The following is a 17,328-nucleotide window of genomic DNA, read 5'->3' as shown; positions in this document are numbered from 1 at the left end:
CCTTCAAAGCCTTAGTCATAAGGTATCGACCTGCGGGGCCCGCCACTGTCAATGGAGGGACCCCGACAATGGCTAATCCCAGCATGCAGCCGTTGGCTGACTGCTTTGTTGGCCATACTGATCCAACCGCAACTCCAGACAATCTTCGTCGCGCCGCTGACTAGCCTGCGCCTCGGCCGTCAGCAGATAACCATTGGCTGTGAGCCTGGCGCTGATGCGAAACTGGCCGGACGGCAGCAGATACTGACTGCCGGCAAAACCAAATTCTGTCAGATCGTCACTGTAGCGGTTCTGTTCGGCAAACAACAGTTGCTGTAAATTGGCCAGTTTTAACAGTTCCTGACTGGCTTCACGCCTGTGACTTTGCCAGACATAATGCTGATAACCCGGTAGTAGCACCGACAACAACACACCAATCAATCCAAGCACCAGCACGATTTCAATCAGCACAAAAGCCGCTGCATACCGAAGGCTGGCCATTAGTAGGCTCCTTGTTCATGCTGGAAACTACTGAGCCGTTGCCAGGCCGGGAACTGTTGTGCCGACAGTAACTCAGTACAACGCGGACACTCAGCAGTGATCCCCCGCAAGCCCTCAAGCAGCAAAGGTCCGTTGGCAGCCCCGGCCAGAGCTAAGCGTTCATCCGGTAACAGCACGAGCTCTAACCAGGCTGGCGCGGCGGCTGGCAGCGGGATCAGGGCTTGCGGATACACAGCGCTGCCCTGATATAAATGCAGCGCCAGCAGTTGGGTGGCCAGTTTGGGTGCCTGACAGTCCGTCGTTGGTGGCGACAGCGGCTGATAGAGCACACCCGCCAGTATTGCCGGTAAGCTGACCGGGGCTGCGGGTAATGCCGTCCACCAACCAGATCCTGCTGCTGAGCTGGCAGCAGCAAGGGTTCCGCTATCCGGCTGCTGGCTGGCGACATTGGCCAGATCCTGCCAGCGGATCAAGCCGGCCGGCCTTTGATCAGGCAACAGCAAGACCAGTAATTTATACTGCTGCTGGTGTTTGGCGAGCAACACCAGCACATCCCCTGCTTGTTGTAAGCTGTGATTGACTTGCGTATTGCTAACATTCACCGGGCCGCTGTCTGCTCTCGCTGCAACCTGACTGCTCATTGCAGTCATCGAAGCTGCGCTGGCTGGCTCTAACCAAGCTGTGGTTAACAGAGCCCGGCTGACTTGCATATTAAAACTAAACTGCCAGCCACTGCCGGATAAATCAGCCACCAACTCGACTTGGGCTGGCGCCGATCCGATCGCTGGCTCGACCCGAACCAGTTGGCCACTCTGATCCAGCAGGTAAATACGGTCAATGCCGCCATCCAGATTTTTATCCAGTGCTGCCGGTGCTGCGACTAATCGCTGTAAATTGAGCATCTGAGCTGTGCCTGAGGTGGTGGCTAGCGGCCAATTGGCCAGCACCTCACCAGTTCTGGCATCATGCATTTGCAATTGGCTGCGACTGGCCGGATCGGCATGGTGCAGCGCAACCGGGATCAATTGCTGTTGCCGGCGATAATGATACAACGCCGGCGCCGCAGGCAGGGCTTCACCAGCAGCTAAGGGCGGATAAGCCTGGCTTTGCCATAATAATTCCGGTCCGGTCGCAGCCTGCATCAGCGCCACTTGCTGACGCTGGCTGCGGGGATCAAACCAGGCCAATAACAGTCCGGCCTCAGGTGCTTTGCTTACAGTGGTGGCCACTGCCTTGGTCACATTCTCCGCGCTGCCAGCTTGGACTGGTGGCGAAACCCTTGGCCGATTGCCTGACGAAATGCTGGCTTCGTCCGGGCCTGGCAGCGGCGGCTTAGCACTGCCTAACGTCAGCCAGGACAAAGCAGCCGCCGCGGGTTCTGCAGTTGTCGCAGCGACGACAGGGCTGCCTGACAGCAAATCAAGTTGACCCACAGCAGTGCGATCACTGAGCGGCCACCAGCGCAATACCCCCTTGTCATTGGCAAACTGCTGCAACTGCCTGGTGCCGTCACCAACCTGCACACTCAGCGGTGGGGTATCGGCGGCAACAGGCAGACATAAGCCCGGTGCTTGAGTTGCCGCTGGCAATGCTGCCGCCTGCGACCACAACGGCAGCAGCGTTTGACTGAATAACAGAAAAAAGCAGATTTGGTTCTGCCGCCACCACAGCCGATGCGCGGCCATTATTGGCCCCGATGCAGTGATAACTGCAGATGTTGCCGCACAATTAAGCTGGACCAGGCTAAGGTCGCCAATTCAGGCGCTGCTGCAGTTGTCACTCTGGCTTGTTCACAACGCGTTTGTGCAGTGAGCCAGACGGCATATTGCGGCGGGCAATCCGGTAGCGCCACTCGGTGTTGTAGCGCCAGTTGCCGGCCTGCCAGTTGTTGCCAATGACGCATTCTGGCTGTCAAGGCAGCTTGCAGTTGCTGCTGACTGCTTTGACTGATACGGATACTTAACTGGCTGATAGTTAAACTACTCAGCGTCATCACGCTGACCAAAGCAATAAAACACAAACATAAAATAAGGATATAACCACGCTGTTCCATCATAAGCTCCAGCTATTTAAGGGTGATGAAATGTGACAGCACTGGACAACAATAAACGGCGGAACTGATCGCCGGGTGCCGAAAACTCACGTTGGCCCAAACTGTACCGCTGCAGGTTGGTGTAGGAAGGATCAGGCGTCAGACTGCGTAACAGCACAAAATATCGGAGCTGGGCCACCCTTCCACTGCTTTGCTGCCAAACCGTTGCCGCCACCGCAGATGCCGGGACAAAAAAATCGGTCTGACCATCAAAATTACTATCGATACCAAATTCAAAAACCAGCATTTCAATACCATCCACCACAGCAGCGGTATCTATCGCTAACTGACCTGAGGCCTGCCGTACCAAGCGTTTGCGCATCAGCACCGGAATTTGCTGGCCTTGGTAACTTTGTTCACTGACATACAACAACTGATGCAGATAAGGCCAATAGGTCGCGCTGGCGTCTAAGCCGGCAGCTGCCGGGTTAATCAAACGACCATGCTGGGGAAGTTGTTGCAAATACAACCGGCTGGGCCTGAGCTGTGCAACAGTGACTGGATCGCCGGCTAAACGTTTTAGCTGTAAAAAGTCAGAATCTGCTTTGGCATGGTTCAGACAAAGCGGGGTGTCGGCGCTGCCTACTGTACCGCTGTACAATTGCAAAAAGGGCTGAGCAGGCGCCGGTAAGCTACCGGAGTCCAGCGCTGATTGACAATCACCGACAGGTGGCATTAAGTCTGGAGCCGAAATATCCTGACTGTGAAACCCAGCCCAGAAGTTTTGATTCACCAACTCCTGCTGTAAAAAGCTATGCACGAATTGGGCGTTATACTGCAGCTCGCTTAGCTGGCTGGTCTGACGAAATGCCTGATAGCTTAACTGCCAGCCGCTGACCAGCAGCAACATCAACAGCAACCCCACCAACATGCTGATCATCGCTTCCAGTAAAGTCCAGCCGCTTTGACGCTGCCACATATCAGCCTCCGGCCGCGCTGTTGATTTCCACATATTGCCGGCCGGCACCGACGTCGCACAGCGTCTCAGATGGTGGCACCTGATGCAATGCCAGGCTGCGCCAACTGAGGTGCAATGCCGGTTGTAAGCTGTTGCCGGCCACACATAACTGCGCATCCGGTAACATTTTCGCATTGAATAACAACGCCAACTGCTGGTTTAACTGGTGTACAGCCACCGCCGACGCATCACAGTCGCCAGCTTGCAGACAAGCTGATTGGGGCGGCAACATCTGCTGAAATTGTCCCTGAAAACGTTCAACAGCCAGCGGACTGCCCTGCATCGCGGACAGCACATCGGTCAATAAGGCGGTGGCTTGCAAGCGCTGGTTCGCCTGCAACACTTGCTGTCTGGCATAAAGCTGACAGCTGATGGCTCCTAACATACTGATACTGAACAACAAACAACACAATAGCAGTTCAAGGAAACTAAATCCCTTTTCCATTGTGGTATCCGCAAATTTAATTTAACTTTAAATTTACTTTAAAAATTTATTTTATCAACTTTTTAAAGGGGTTTTAAATAAAAAAACCGGCATTTGACTACCGGTGTTAGTTTCATTGGGGGATCTACCTAGCAGGACTCAGAACGATAACTGCAGTAACGGCGAATCTGCTGAGCTCTTTACCAATCCCCCCCTTTACCAGCACTGCCGGATCAATGCCAGATCAGTCGAACCTTTGGCTGTCCTGCTGCCCGCCTGGTTCAGCGTCAGGGTGCCACAACTGCTGTCTTTTTGCTGAATGCCTTTGGGGGTCGCTTTGAGGGTATAAGTAGTGGCACTTTTGTCTTCCAGGGTCAGGGTATAAAATTCTGCCAGTTCATTTTGACAGGCCGTCGCAGGCAGTGTCTGGGCGTAAGCCATCGATGTCAGGTAGCTGCGCTCCATCAATTGTGCCAGTTCAGTCAGGCAAGATGTCACTGTCACCCGCCGGGTCGATTGCATATGCCCCTGATAAGACGGCAAAGCGACCGACACAATAATGCCAATAATCGCCACAGCGACCATCAGTTCCATCAGATTAAAACCCCGTTGTCCTTGTTTCATTTGCCAGCACCATCAGTTAATTTCACGCCAGGATTGCATACCCAGATTTAATTTGGGCTGCACATTAGTCGCGCAAAGTTCGGCAGCCCCGCAATTGGTGACTGCCTTAATATTGCCAGCCGGATTGTCAGGCGTGGCGGTTTTTGGTTTTTGCACAAAGGTCACCACACTGTTCAGACTCTGTACTTTAACCCCGTCAGCGGTCAGCTTGGTGGTGCCGCTGGTCAGTTGATCTTTGGCATCAAACACACCGTCATTATTGATATCAAAATAGTTATATTTCAGGCCACTGCCGGTATAAGGTTCCACCGCCATCACATAACCACTGCCACTTGGATTACAGACATTGGTATCCGGGATCGTGGTATTCATCACCAGCTCATGGCCAACCATCACAGGAATATCGACAATACGCTCTCTGGTATCAATTAAATCGATGTACCAGCCTTTTTTATTATCTTCCAGCGCAGTCACTTTACTGATCACCCGCCCAGCTTCCACATTGGTTAATTGCCGCTGACTCAGCTCGGTGCGATCTTTAATCAGGCTCTGATCCACCAGACCATACCAACTCTGCGGTTGATTGCTGCTTGGATCATCCAGATTCAGATAACGGCCGGTGCCAAAAAATAACCAGACTTGACCAGTCTTGGGCTCTTGCGTCGCCAGCACCCCACCGGTAATCATCTGTGCTGCACCGTTTTTATCTTTGGCGCTAAACAAAGCTTTGCCACTATAAGCAATAGCCCAACTACTGCTTTGACTGGCAGACAAATCAAATTTCCAGACATTCCCCAGCAAATCCCCGCCGTAAACGTAATCAACATTGCCATCCGCATTCAAATCGATGGCGTTGAGTTCACTCATTGCATTTGGATTACTGGCAGTGCCGGCCGAGGTTGGCAGATTCAGCAAGGTTTCGCCACTGGCAATATCAAATACCAGCAAACCTGAAGTATGACGACTGTTGTTATAACCGTAGCCGACAATGATGCCCCACTTGCCGTTATTAAGCCTGGCAATCACAGGTTTACCAATAAAAGTGGCCATCAGCGCATGATCAGCCTGATTTTTCTTATCCCACAAAATGCTGCTGGCATTGAGCGAGGTTGGATCTGTCACATCGATGGCAAACATGCCGGCGCCACCTCTCCCCATGCCACTGACCAGCACCGAACGCCATTGCGCTGAACTGTCACCGGCCCGACTGATATAAACATCAGCTACCACTGGGGTGCCATCGACGGAAAACTGATGTTGATAAAAGGGATCGGCATATTTTTTCAGCACATTGACTGTACCCCCTGCCAGCGGTGCCATCACGGCCCGCGGAATATAAGCAAAAGTCTCAACCCCATCCTCAGCCGAGAACCCATGCAACATACCGTCATTGCCGCCGACATATAAAGTTTTACGCCGGCTGGCAACAGCGCCACTGATAAAAGTGCGGTAACTGCTGGCCCCGTCCCAGCTATAGCGGTGATAACTTAAATCCAGCGGCTCACCGACCAGCACCGGCGATGAATTGACCAAATCCCCCAGTACCGTCTGGCGGGTGCGATAAGGCCCGGCTGGTTTTTCTAATGTTTTCACACCACGCAGATAATCAATAATATTGGCGTCATTCCCCAGCGCTTGTTGTTCATTGCTGCTCAAATTAGTCCAGCTAAAACTGCGCACCGACAGCGTATCGCTATCCGGATTGCCGACCCAGATATTGCGGGCGGCCGGCGCAGGTAATTTTTCACTGGCCTTCCACTGCGGTAACGCCAGGTTATTGACATCATAAGCATAAAGATCGCCAGTCCAGTTGCCCGCAGTAAAACGCGCCTGGTATAAATAAGATTCGGTTTGCAGCGAATTCAGAGCCGTCGCGGCAATGTTGGAAGCTGAGGCCACCCGGCCAGTGATCGAGCGTAAAGTACTGGCCAGACCGTTGGCAAAAGCTGTGGTATCCCCAGCACTGAAAAATCCACCCCGGCTGTTCACCGCTGCATGCAATAAATCATCAATCTTGCCGCTGTTGCTACTGGTCGATGGCCAGCTAATATTGCTTTTTGCTGGAATAGCGGCAAAAGCAGTTTCCGGTTTCACCGAACCAGCCACCCCAAGGCCGACGCCAAAAGTGACCATATGTTGCCAGAATGCCGGATTAAAGCTTGGATCCGAAGTGGGCACTGTATTGGGCAAATCCGGTTTTAAATCCTCTTTCCAGTATTTCATCGCCACATCGGCCAATGTGGCACTGGCTTCATCTTTAAATGGGCTGGAAGGCTGATAGGTATAACTTTTTTGCTCGCGGCCAGCCAGCAAAGGTCCGACCACGGTTTTACCGACACTGTTGTCCTGATTACCGACATCCAGCGTCGAAGTGTAATAACCATCGGTCATCAGGATGGTATAACTTTGCCGGCATTCCAGTAAGGAATCACCAGTATCACTTTGCCAGGGCTTGTCGCTGGTTTTGTAATATTCACCGGCTGCCTGCAAGGCACCATGTAATGGCGTGCCGCCGCTGGCGCCTTTTTTATGCAACCAGCTAAAAAAAGCTTTTTTCTGGCCATTTTGATCGGTTTTGCTAAATCTGCCGACATCGGCCGCAATCACCGGATTGAGGTTAATGGCGCCATAACCAACCCGGATGCCGCTTTCCTGCTGCAAAAAAGCGGCGGTCACACCGGCTTTTGCCACCATCAGCCGGGTGCGGTAAAACGCAAACCAATTGGCAAATTTTTGTTTAATTTCGGCACTGGCGTTATTCACATCAACCAGGCTAAAACAGCTGTCGCTGCGCGAAGTAATGCTGCAGCCAATGGCGCTGTTGTAGTTAAAATAAAAGGCACCGGACAATTTCTGATTGGTATCCGACCGGCTGATGGCAAAACCGTTATCGTTATCCACCCCGTAGTTAATATCAACAATCAAGGCCAGATAGTTTTTAGTTAAATCAACTTTTGACGATGCCGCATCATAACCATTATGTGGCGCCGAATTAAACGCAGGTGTCGGGTATGGAGTGATCCCATCTGGCTTCATTGGGACCGGGTAATTGGTGGTTGGATTAAAATACAGTTTATTCAACTGATTAGAGGCAAGGTAGCGCCGATTTTTGGCAGTACAAGGATGCACCTCGGCTCCGGCATAATTCATCAGAGCGCCACAATCATCGCTGAGATAAGTGACTCTGCGATAGACATAAGTGACATTAAAATCACTGTCTAGCTCATCTGGCATAAAGCCATAGCGCATGGAGCCGGAATCATCCAATAAAAACATGATATTCGGCTCTACAGTGCTGCCGGTTTCCAGCGGTTGCTGGGCAATATCAATTGCCGCCACAGCCGAGGCTGAAGTCCAGCCAAGCGCCAGCAAAAAACTGCCCAGCGCGCTGCAGATCCCGGATCTTTGCCCCATGTCTGACTCCTGTGGCGGCTTTATAGCCGCCAGATTGCTTGTAACATTAGTTGCGCCTCGCCGTCCTGCGGTTTGACCCTGGCCGTGATCCGATAAGTCTGCCGCTCACATAATGGATTCTCTTTGACTTTGCAGGTCGGATCTTCCCGACTGGTCCAGGATCCCATGTTTTCCACTTTAAATTCCGCCGGATAATTTTGTTTATTCAAACTGATTTGCGTGCTGCCCCAGTTGTTGGCTTGCAACCAGAGCTCAGTTTCACCGGCGACAGGTGCCGGTAAGGTCGCTTTGTACCAGACAGGATTTCCGGCCGGTGGTAACTGGGTACTGACATAAAACACCGTTGCTTCAGCCACCTGACGGGCAATTTCACGCTGATTCATATTCACCGCCATCCGCTCCTGCATGCTGGTCCCTCGCATGGCACTGACCACCAACAAAGTAATAGCAACCAGTAATAATAAGCTGACGATCAAGGCGATACCACGCTGGGTCTGACTGCGGCTTTGCATCTTGGCTCCTGTTGGGCGCATAGCTCAGTGATTACGCAAGTGAATCACATGGCTGATAGTCCGGCTACTCTGAGCCAACGGCTGTTTTGCATCGGCTTTGAGCACCAGGGTAGCCCTTACGGCCACCACCCGGCCCCAATCTACCGTGGCCACTGTATTAAAATCGCTGCTCTGACCATTGACATAATTCTCCGCGCCAGCCACCAGATAACTGAGTTGCAGACTCACGACATCCGGCACAATTTCTTCCGTTTGCAGTTGATCGGCCCGGTAGCGGGCGCGATACAATGAAGTCACACCGCCGGTTTCAGCCACAAACCAGGCCACTGACTCCAATGGCATCACAGTCCCTGCATCCGTTGATAATTGCTGCGCAACATTCACGCCATTGGCACCAAAACCCAGATGAGCACTGCTGTTGCTGGTGGCCTCATGACTGATGGTCTGAGTCGCTGCCACCACTTTACTGAGCCGGAAAATAGCTGCCATTCTGGAGTCACAACCAATCACCACATCTTTGGCTGCCAGAGCGGCCTTATTGTGGTTCAGGCGGATCTCAGTGCCGACATGGCTGACCACAGCACTGCTTGGACCGCCAGCAAAAGCGAGCTGCACCGCATCGGAACCACTGGCCATTTTCAGCGTCGAACCGGCAAATTGTGGCACAGCACCTTGCTCATAACCGCGGATGCCGGGCACGTTACGCCAGTCGGTCCAGCGCTGGTCACTGGCATTGGCATGGGTCACCACACTGACCACCCGGCTACTGTCGATATTGGCACAACCAATCAGCCCGGCATGCTGTACATCTTTACTAAACAACTGAAAGCTAAATTGTTCACTTTGTTGTAATTGTGACACTTGTTGATTTAACGCCGCGGTATTAAGGTTGACCTGATACACAGTGACGACTCCGGCAATGACAAAACTGCCCAGTAACATAGCCACCATCAATTCAATCAGACTAAAAGCCTGTTGTCGAAGGCGGCGCGGCAGCAGCATCATCTTTAGTACCTGACCGTGTTGCTGATGGTCATCGCGCTTAGTCCACCCAGGGCTCTGGAATCATCCCAAATCACCTGAACTGTATAAGTCCGGCTGTTGCCATCATGTACAATGGCCCCACAAGTGGTATCCAGCTCTCCTAGTTTCAGCCGGATATCATTGATCCAACTGGCCAGCTCCCGCTGTGCCAGCGAATTACCAGCACTCAGACTGGCACATTGTTTTGTCAGACTAAAACTGCCGGCTCTGGCCAGCTGCGGTTGCGCCCGGATCCGCTCGGCCATGCCAGCGGCCAGCACCACAGCCACACTGCGCAAATGGGCACTCTGACTGTTTTTAATATTAGTGGTCTGCATTGCCGCCACGCCAAGCATCCCAATCGACAACACCAGCACTGCGATCAGGACTTCCAATAACGATAAGCCCTGCTGCCGACGGCACAAAGCGATAACGCGACGATTGTGGTTTATTCGCATTCGCCACCTCCATCCAAAGTGACCACCGAGATCCGGCCACTGGATTTAAACTGGATCTGCCGGATATTGTTTTTCATGCCGGACTGAGCCATGCATAACTCTAACCAGTCGCCGAGTGGCTGAGCTGTGGTGAAATTTTGTAACTGGCCGGTACTGGTGAATAAAATGGCATCTTTACTGTTGGTTAACTGACTGCCGGATCTGATCGTCAAAGGCCCGGCCGGCAAGATATTGCTGCGCAAGATGGTACCGACCTCAGAACCAAATGAAGTTCCGGCGGCGCGGATCAAAAAACCTTGCCAGCCTTCAGCTGGCACCACACTGCAATTGCTACCGTTGCTGCTATGACAAAATAAGATGCCACGGTTTTGCCGGATCGCTTCCATCCGGGCATAGGTCAGCGCTAACTGCAACTCGCTGCTGGTACCAGCCAATTTATTGGATTGGATGATTTGGCCAATGCCTGGGACGACTATGGTCAAACCAACCATCAGCACGGCTACAGCCACCATCAATTCCAACAAACTAAAACCAGTACTGCGCAAAGACAGATTTTTTAGCGCGACGCTGCGATGCAACTGTCGGAAACAACTCATATGACTCCACTCAGATGGCCGGTTAACGCTGATAAACCACTGATACTAATTTAACGATAATGAATATATGCGGTTAAAATAGCAACTGCCAGCAGAGCCAGACCAAAGGTAAAATTTTCTGATAAACGGTGCTTTAAACAGGTGTAAGCGCCAATCAAGCCTGGTTCGCAATGTGGGATTTGCTTGTTAACAAGAAGTTTGGCTAGCCCTTGGCCAACAACTGTCGTAACTTTGCCAGCTCGCGCCGGCTGATTTCGAGCCAGGGCGCGGCGCAGTCCAGTTGCAACAAATGCCGGCCATCCGCAGCGCTATGGATCGCCTTTAGGCGTGCTCGCAAGACCAGCGTCTGCCGATGGATCCTGACCAACTCCTGCGGGAATAATTCTTCGTAATGTTTCAGCGCTAACTCTGACCAGGCTTCGCCGCCGGCGAACACCAGCCGGACATATTTATCTTCCGCCTGTAAATACCACAATTGCTGCAGTTCAATCCGCTGCAAGGCCGTACCCTGCCGGTAGGTGAGATAAGCGCGACTTTGCTGTTTTTCCAGATGGGCTTTGGTGGTCAGACCGACCCGTTGCAACATGGCCGCCAGCTCGACAGCCGACACCGGTTTTAACAAATAATCCGCTGCTGCGACCTGATAGGCCGCCAGCGCATGTTGTGAATGTGCAGTCACAAACACCACCGCAGGCGGCGGCTGGAATTGTAATAATTGCGCGGCTAACTGCAAACCGTTTTGCCCCGGCATGGCAATATCCAGCAATACCAGATCCGGCGACAACAGTTGGGCTTGCGCCAACGCTGACGGGCCATCAGCCGCCTCTGCTACCACCTGGTGCTGCGGGAAAGCCGCTAACAACCGGCGTAATCTGGCACGTGCGAAGGGTTCATCATCAACCAGCAAAATTTTCATCCGCCCTCCTGCTCGCGGTGCAGTGGCAACACCAGTTTCAGTCTGAATTCTGTCGGCGTCTGGCTTAGCGTCAGTCTGGCCGCATCCGCGAACTGCAGCGCTAAGCGACGCCGAATATTCTGCAGGGCCATGCCATTACCTTTTGGCACCACAAAGCTGGCGCCCCCCTCAGGCACTATGGCAGGCAGCGGATTGGTCAGCAGCAAAGTGACATGACTGCGGCTACAACATAATTCAAAGCGGATCACGCCAACACCGGCACTGGGTTCAATGCCATAGCGGACGGCATTTTCAACCAAGGGTTGCAACGTCAGGGCCGGCAAACTCAAGCTGGGTAGCTGCGCAGGTACCTGCCAGTCGAGCTGCAGTTTAGCACCGAGCCGCCATTGTTCCAGCGCCAGATACTGGCGAACTAATTGCAGTTCCTGCGCCAAATCCACTTGCTGACCGGCGTGCAAGGCGGCCCGGAATAAACTGGCTAAATCCAGTAACGCCGTCTCTGCCGCCGCCGGATCTTGTTGGGTCAGCTCTGCCACTGTATTGAGGCTATTAAATAAAAAATGCGGCTGGATCCTCGCTTGCAATGCATCCAGTTCAGAACGGGATTGCGCCGCCAGCCGACGACTGTGTTGCAGATATAACGCCGATAACTGAATACCGATCACCCCCACCAGCAGCGCGATCAGTAATACCCGACATAAAAACGGATAAAACTGCTGCGATAAGGCTGCTAACTGCTGAGCAAAAACGGCGAAGGTCAACAAGGTTAACAAAGCACTGAAATGCAGTAATAACAGCAGGGTCAACCACGCCAGTTGCCAGGGCGACCAGCGTGCCAGAGAGCGTTGTAAGCGGCATAATACCGCGATCGTCAGTAACGCCACCCAATGCATAAACAAAGAAGTTGCGCCTAATCTGGGCCAGAAATCCTGACTCAGATCAGCTGCCAGCGCCAATAGAATTGCCAGCGCCTGGGTCAGCACCATCACTCGAAGGACAATATGCGTCCGGCAAAACGCCGGCAATAACTGCTCAAACTGCATCTCTGGCATCGTCTGAGCAGTCATCGATGGACTCAGCGCAACTCGGCCGGAACCGCAAACACCACGTTTTCTTCCCGGCCCGGGTGTTCAATCACTTGTTTGCCACCCCAGGCGGTCAGTTGCTGTACCACCTGTTGCACCAATACTTCCGGTGCTGAGGCACCAGCGGTCACACCAACGGCTTTGATATCCTGCAACCAGCTTTGCTGAATGTCAGCAGCAGTATCAATTAAATAAGCAGTACAGCCCATTTTCTCTGCCAGCTCGCGCAGCCGATTGGAATTACTGCTGTTTTTCGCACCAACCACCAGCAATAAATTCACTTTAGCCGACAGCTCACGCACTGCATCCTGCCGGTTTTGAGTGGCATAACAGATGTCATCTTTGCGCGGACCTTCAATCTGCGGAAATTTTTGCCGCAAGGCATCAATCACATCCGCCGTATCGTCGACCGACAAGGTGGTCTGACTGGAAAAACATAAGTCGGCCGGGTTTTTCACCTGCAACCGCGCGACATCTTCGACCGACTCAACCAGATAAATACCGCCTTCCGGATTATCGTACTGGCCCATTGTGCCTTCGACTTCCGGGTGACCGGCGTGACCAATCAGAATACACTCCACGCCTTTACGGCTGGCGCGGGTGACTTCCATATGGACTTTAGTCACCAGTGGACAAGTGGCATCAAACACCTTTAAACCACGCTGCCGGGCATTTTCCCGCACCGCCTGCGACACGCCATGGGCGGAGAAAATCACGATATTGCCATCCGGCACTTCGTCCAACTCATCGACGAAGACAGCGCCACTGCGACGCAGGCCATCTACCACAAATTTGTTATGCACCACTTCATGCCGGACATAAATAGGCGGTTCATACAATTCCAGCGCCCGGGACACAATACTGATGGCCCGATCAACACCGGCACAAAAACCACGCGGATTTGCCAGAAAAATATCCATGCTTAGTTGCTCACCTGCACTATGTCGACATTAAAGGTCAGCGTCTGGCCAGCCAATGGATGGTTAAAATCCACGGTCACCGAATCACCAACCACCTCACGGATCAAGCCCGGTAATTCCGAGCCATCCGGCATGGCAAAACCCACAATCATGCCGACCTGCGCCGGAGCGTCCAGCGAAAACTTACTGCGGTCGACATAATAAATGTTGTCCGGATTTGGCATTCCGTACGCATCTTCCGGTGCCAGCGTAAAAGTTTTTTTATCACCCGCCTGTAAGCCGGTCAGCTCAGCTTCAAAAGCCGGTGATAAAGAACCGTCACCCATTTGCAATTTAGCCGGTTTGTTATGCACGCGGGTACTTTCGGCGGCACTGCCATCAGAGAGTTTGATATCAAAGTGAAAAATAACGGTACTGCCCGATCCAATTAACATACTCTGCTCACTTGTGTTTATCATCTGCCACATCCGGCGAAAAACTGTCCCAGATCAGCAAGGCTGCCCCGATGGTGATCGCACAATCGGCGATATTAAACACAGGATAATGCCACTGCTGATAATAAACATGTAAAAAATCAACTACATAACCATAAAGGCTACGATCAATCAGGTTGCCGATAGCGCCAGCTACAATCAGCACCAGCGCCAGCGATAATTTCCATTGCCGGCGGCTTAACCGCGCCAGCCAGACACTGAGCACCACAGACACCACCACAGCAATGGCAGTAAACAACCAGCGTTGCCAGCCACCGGCATCGCCTAAAAACGAAAAAGCGGCACCATAGTTACGGGCATAAGTGAAATTAAACACCGGCAACAGTTCAATAGATTCGCCGTAAACAAAGTTTCGGATCACCCAAATTTTGCTGAGCTGATCAGCGACCAGCACCAACAACGCCAGCCACCAGAAACGCCAGCCTGATTGCTTAAATAATTGCATCATGCAAACACCCTGTTTTCACCTGCGCCTTCAACGTTATCCACACAACGCAGACAAATCAGTGGATGCAAAGGATCCAGCCCCACATCATGGCGGTGATGCCAGCAACGATCACATTTAGCTGCCGTTGATGCCTGGACCTGCACCGCTAAACCTGCGATCTCAGTGCCAACTGCATCCGCCGGCGCAGGACCGGTCACCACAGTGGCCGTAGAAGTGATCAACACAAAACGTAATTCGCTTTCGAGTTTGCCAAGCGCCTGTGCCAGTTCAGCTTCGGCATACAAAGTTACTTCCGCTTGTAATGAAGCACCAACTTTGCCTTCTTTACGTGCCAGTTCAATCACTTTGTTCACTTCATCACGCACTTGCAGCAGTTGTTGCCAGAACGCATCATCCAGTTTGCCGGCAGGCACGCCTTGCAGACCCTGATACCAAACGCCGGTAAAGACAAAAGGTTCACTGCGCGCTGGCAGACTTTCCCAGATTTCCTGCGCGGTGAAACTCATCACCGGCGCCATCCAGCGCACCATCGCTTCAATGATATGGTACAAAGCGCTCTGACAAGAACGACGGGCATGGCCTTCAGTTTTGGCGGTGTACTGCCGGTCTTTGATCACGTCCAGATAAAAGCTGCCCAGTTCAATGGTACAGAAGTTCATCAGTTTCTGGCTGACCTGGTGGAACTGATAGTCGTCATAAGCAGCCACAATTTCCTGTTGCAGCGCGGCAGCGCGTTGCACCATCCACAGATCCAGCTCGACCAGTTGATCCAATGGCACCAAATCGGTGGCCGGATTAAACCCATTCAGGTTCGCTAGCAGGAAACGGGCAGTGTTACGAATACGGCGGTATTTGTCGGCCGCCCGGTTCAGAATTTCATCTGAGACCGTCATTTCTGAGGTGTAGTCGGTGGTTGCCACCCACAATCTGAGGATATCGGCGCCGAGCTTGTTCATCACATCCTGCGGCGATACCACATTGCCCAAAGACTTGGACATCTTGCGACCTTCACCATCGACGGTAAAGCCATGCGTCAGCACTTGTTTGTAAGGCGCATGGTTTTTAATCGATACCCCAGTCATCAAGGAAGACATAAACCAGCCACGGTGTTGATCTGAACCTTCTAAATACAGATCGGCTTGGGTGGCGCCGCCAAACTCTGGTCTTGGGTCAATCACACAAGCGTGAGTGACGCCTGAATCAAACCAAACGTCGAGGGTATCGCTGACTTTAACGTATTGCGTCGCTTCAGCGCCCAGCAAAGTGGCCGCTTCCAAATCAAACCAGGCCTGAATGCCCTGTTGTTCCACCAGCTGTGCCACTTGTTCCATCAGCGCTTTGGTGTTTGGATGCAAAGCACCGGTGTCTTTATCAACAAAAAGCGCAATAGGCACCCCCCAGGTGCGCTGACGTGAAATACACCAGTCTGGCCGACCGGCAACCATTTTTTCAATCCGCTGTTGACCCCAATCCGGGATCCAGCGGGTTTCGCCAATTTCAGCCAGCGATTTGGTGCGCAGGCCCGCTTGCTCCATGCTGATAAACCACTGTGGCGTGGCACGGAAAATAATCGGTGTTTTATGCCGCCAGCAATGCGGGTAGCTGTGATTATAAGATTTATGCAGCAATAAGGCGCCAGCCGCCTGTAAGGCTTCAACAACGGAGTCATTGGCTTTAAATACGTGTTGACCGGCAAACAGCGGCGTATCCGGCAGATAAACACCATTGGCGCCAACCGGATTGGCCACTTCCAGCTGATATTTTAACCCCACCACAAAGTCTTCCTGACCATGACCAGGCGCGGTGTGTACTGCACCAGTACCAGAATCTGTCGTGACATGATCGCCCAGCACCACCGGCACCTGGAAGTCATACAGCGGGTGTTGCAGTGCCGCCAGTTCGAGCGCCGCACCTTTACAAAAACCCAGCGCATGGTATTTCTCAATACCGGCGCGAGCCATCACATCTTTGACTAAATCAGTCGCCAAAACCAGCCGCTCAGCGCCATTTGGCCCGGCTTCAACCTGTACCAGGCTGTAATTTAAGTCCGCATGCAGCGCCACAGCACGGTTGGCCGGAATGGTCCAAGGTGTGGTGGTCCAGATCACCACCGAAATTGGCCCCTGACCGGCATGACCGGTTGGATGATCAAATTTATCGGCAATACTGTCATCGACAAAGCGGAACCGTACATCAATCGCCGGCGACACTTTATCCTGATATTCAACTTCAGCTTCAGCCAGCGCTGAACCACAGTCGGTACACCAGTGCACTGGTTTAAAACCTTGTTGTAAGTGACCATTGTCAATAATGCGTGACAGCGAGCGGATGATATTGGCTTCAAAAGCAAAATCCATGGTGCGGTACGGATTGTCCCAGTCACCAATCACGCCTAACCGGATAAAATCGGTTTTTTGTGCTTCGATCTGCGTTTGCGCATAGTCACGGCATTTTTGCCGGAATTCAGCTGCAGACAACTTGACGCCAGGTTTACCGTATTTTTTCTCCACCACCAGTTCAATCGGCAAACCATGACAATCCCAGCCCGGCACATAAGGCGCGTCAAAATCAGACAAGGTTTTGGCTTTGACAATCATGTCTTTGAGAATTTTATTCACGGCGTGACCGATATGAATGCTGCCATTGGCGTACGGCGGGCCATCGTGCAGAATAAAAGTCTGTTTGCCTTTTTTGGCGGCACGGATCTGGCCGTATAAATCGGCTTTGGTCCAGTTCGCCAGCATTTGCGGTTCACGTTGTGCCAGATTGGCCCGCATCGCAAAAGCCGTATCCGGCAAATTTAACGTCTGTTTATAATCACTCATCCAATCAATCCCGTGTTAGTGCTGCTGCCGGCATGGCTGGCATGCCGAAAATACTGTCT

General features: G+C 52.4%; 17 protein-coding genes. All 17 read right to left on the bottom strand.

Features of this window, described 5'->3' with window-relative positions; all coding sequences use genetic code 11:
• Positions 1-72: 72 nt before the first annotated feature.
• On the bottom strand, positions 73-480 hold the full coding sequence (locus AC53GJ_RS04930; RefSeq protein ID WP_496731423.1) for a type IV pilin protein: 408 nt from the start codon (positions 478-480) through the stop codon (positions 73-75).
• The gene (locus AC53GJ_RS04925) at positions 480-2,165 is read right to left on the bottom strand and encodes a hypothetical protein (protein ID WP_496731422.1); all 1,686 of its coding nucleotides are present in this window, start codon (positions 2,163-2,165) and stop codon (positions 480-482) included. The genes AC53GJ_RS04930 and AC53GJ_RS04925 overlap by 1 nt, the downstream gene beginning before the upstream one ends.
• Entirely contained in the window at positions 2,165-2,536 is a 372-nt protein-coding gene (locus AC53GJ_RS04920) for a hypothetical protein (protein ID WP_496731421.1), read from the bottom strand. The genes AC53GJ_RS04925 and AC53GJ_RS04920 overlap by 1 nt, the downstream gene beginning before the upstream one ends.
• 13 nt (positions 2,537-2,549) lie before the next feature.
• Entirely contained in the window at positions 2,550-3,491 is a 942-nt protein-coding gene (locus AC53GJ_RS04915; RefSeq protein WP_496731420.1) for a PilW family protein, read from the bottom strand.
• A gap of 1 nt (position 3,492) precedes the next feature.
• Positions 3,493-3,975, bottom strand: a complete 483-nt coding sequence (locus AC53GJ_RS04910; RefSeq protein WP_496731419.1) for a hypothetical protein — start codon at positions 3,973-3,975, stop codon at positions 3,493-3,495.
• Between the two features lie 195 nt (positions 3,976-4,170).
• Positions 4,171-4,578 (bottom strand): type IV pilin protein, encoded by a 408-nt coding sequence (locus tag AC53GJ_RS04905; RefSeq protein WP_496731418.1) that lies wholly within the window; start codon positions 4,576-4,578, stop codon positions 4,171-4,173.
• 12 nt (positions 4,579-4,590) lie between these two features.
• The gene (locus AC53GJ_RS04900; protein WP_496731417.1) at positions 4,591-7,992 is read right to left on the bottom strand and encodes a pilus assembly protein; all 3,402 of its coding nucleotides are present in this window, start codon (positions 7,990-7,992) and stop codon (positions 4,591-4,593) included.
• 20 nt (positions 7,993-8,012) lie between these two features.
• Positions 8,013-8,504 carry a pilus assembly PilX family protein gene (locus AC53GJ_RS04895; RefSeq protein WP_496731416.1) on the bottom strand — a complete coding sequence of 164 codons (492 nt, stop codon included), beginning with the start codon at positions 8,502-8,504 and terminating at the stop codon, positions 8,013-8,015.
• 24 nt (positions 8,505-8,528) lie between these two features.
• Entirely contained in the window at positions 8,529-9,509 is a 981-nt protein-coding gene (locus AC53GJ_RS04890; RefSeq protein WP_496731415.1) for a PilW family protein, read from the bottom strand.
• A gap of 2 nt (positions 9,510-9,511) precedes the next feature.
• The gene (gene pilV, locus AC53GJ_RS04885; RefSeq protein ID WP_496731414.1) at positions 9,512-9,985 is read right to left on the bottom strand and encodes a type IV pilus modification protein PilV; all 474 of its coding nucleotides are present in this window, start codon (positions 9,983-9,985) and stop codon (positions 9,512-9,514) included.
• Positions 9,976-10,581 carry a GspH/FimT family pseudopilin gene (locus tag AC53GJ_RS04880; RefSeq protein WP_496731413.1) on the bottom strand — a complete coding sequence of 202 codons (606 nt, stop codon included), beginning with the start codon at positions 10,579-10,581 and terminating at the stop codon, positions 9,976-9,978. The genes pilV and AC53GJ_RS04880 overlap by 10 nt, the downstream gene beginning before the upstream one ends.
• A gap of 202 nt (positions 10,582-10,783) precedes the next feature.
• Complete coding sequence (locus AC53GJ_RS04875) at positions 10,784-11,497, bottom strand: LytR/AlgR family response regulator transcription factor (protein ID WP_496731412.1); 714 nt, start codon at positions 11,495-11,497, stop codon at positions 10,784-10,786.
• On the bottom strand, positions 11,494-12,564 hold the full coding sequence (locus AC53GJ_RS04870; protein ID WP_496731411.1) for a sensor histidine kinase: 1,071 nt from the start codon (positions 12,562-12,564) through the stop codon (positions 11,494-11,496). The genes AC53GJ_RS04875 and AC53GJ_RS04870 overlap by 4 nt, the downstream gene beginning before the upstream one ends.
• 8 nt (positions 12,565-12,572) lie before the next feature.
• The gene (gene ispH, locus AC53GJ_RS04865; RefSeq protein WP_496731410.1) at positions 12,573-13,502 is read right to left on the bottom strand and encodes a 4-hydroxy-3-methylbut-2-enyl diphosphate reductase; all 930 of its coding nucleotides are present in this window, start codon (positions 13,500-13,502) and stop codon (positions 12,573-12,575) included.
• 2 nt (positions 13,503-13,504) lie between these two features.
• Complete coding sequence (fkpB, locus tag AC53GJ_RS04860; protein ID WP_496731409.1) at positions 13,505-13,936, bottom strand: FKBP-type peptidyl-prolyl cis-trans isomerase; 432 nt, start codon at positions 13,934-13,936, stop codon at positions 13,505-13,507.
• A gap of 7 nt (positions 13,937-13,943) precedes the next feature.
• Positions 13,944-14,441, bottom strand: coding sequence for a signal peptidase II (gene lspA / locus AC53GJ_RS04855; RefSeq protein ID WP_496732767.1), 498 nt, complete (start codon positions 14,439-14,441; stop codon positions 13,944-13,946).
• Positions 14,441-17,269 carry an isoleucine--tRNA ligase gene (ileS, locus tag AC53GJ_RS04850; RefSeq protein ID WP_496731408.1) on the bottom strand — a complete coding sequence of 943 codons (2,829 nt, stop codon included), beginning with the start codon at positions 17,267-17,269 and terminating at the stop codon, positions 14,441-14,443. The genes lspA and ileS overlap by 1 nt, the downstream gene beginning before the upstream one ends.
• Between the last annotated feature and the right edge of the window lie 59 nt (positions 17,270-17,328).

It is taken from the genome of Rheinheimera sp. B2H12, from assembly GCF_059620065.1.
This window is presented reverse-complemented; position numbering and strand designations above follow the sequence as displayed.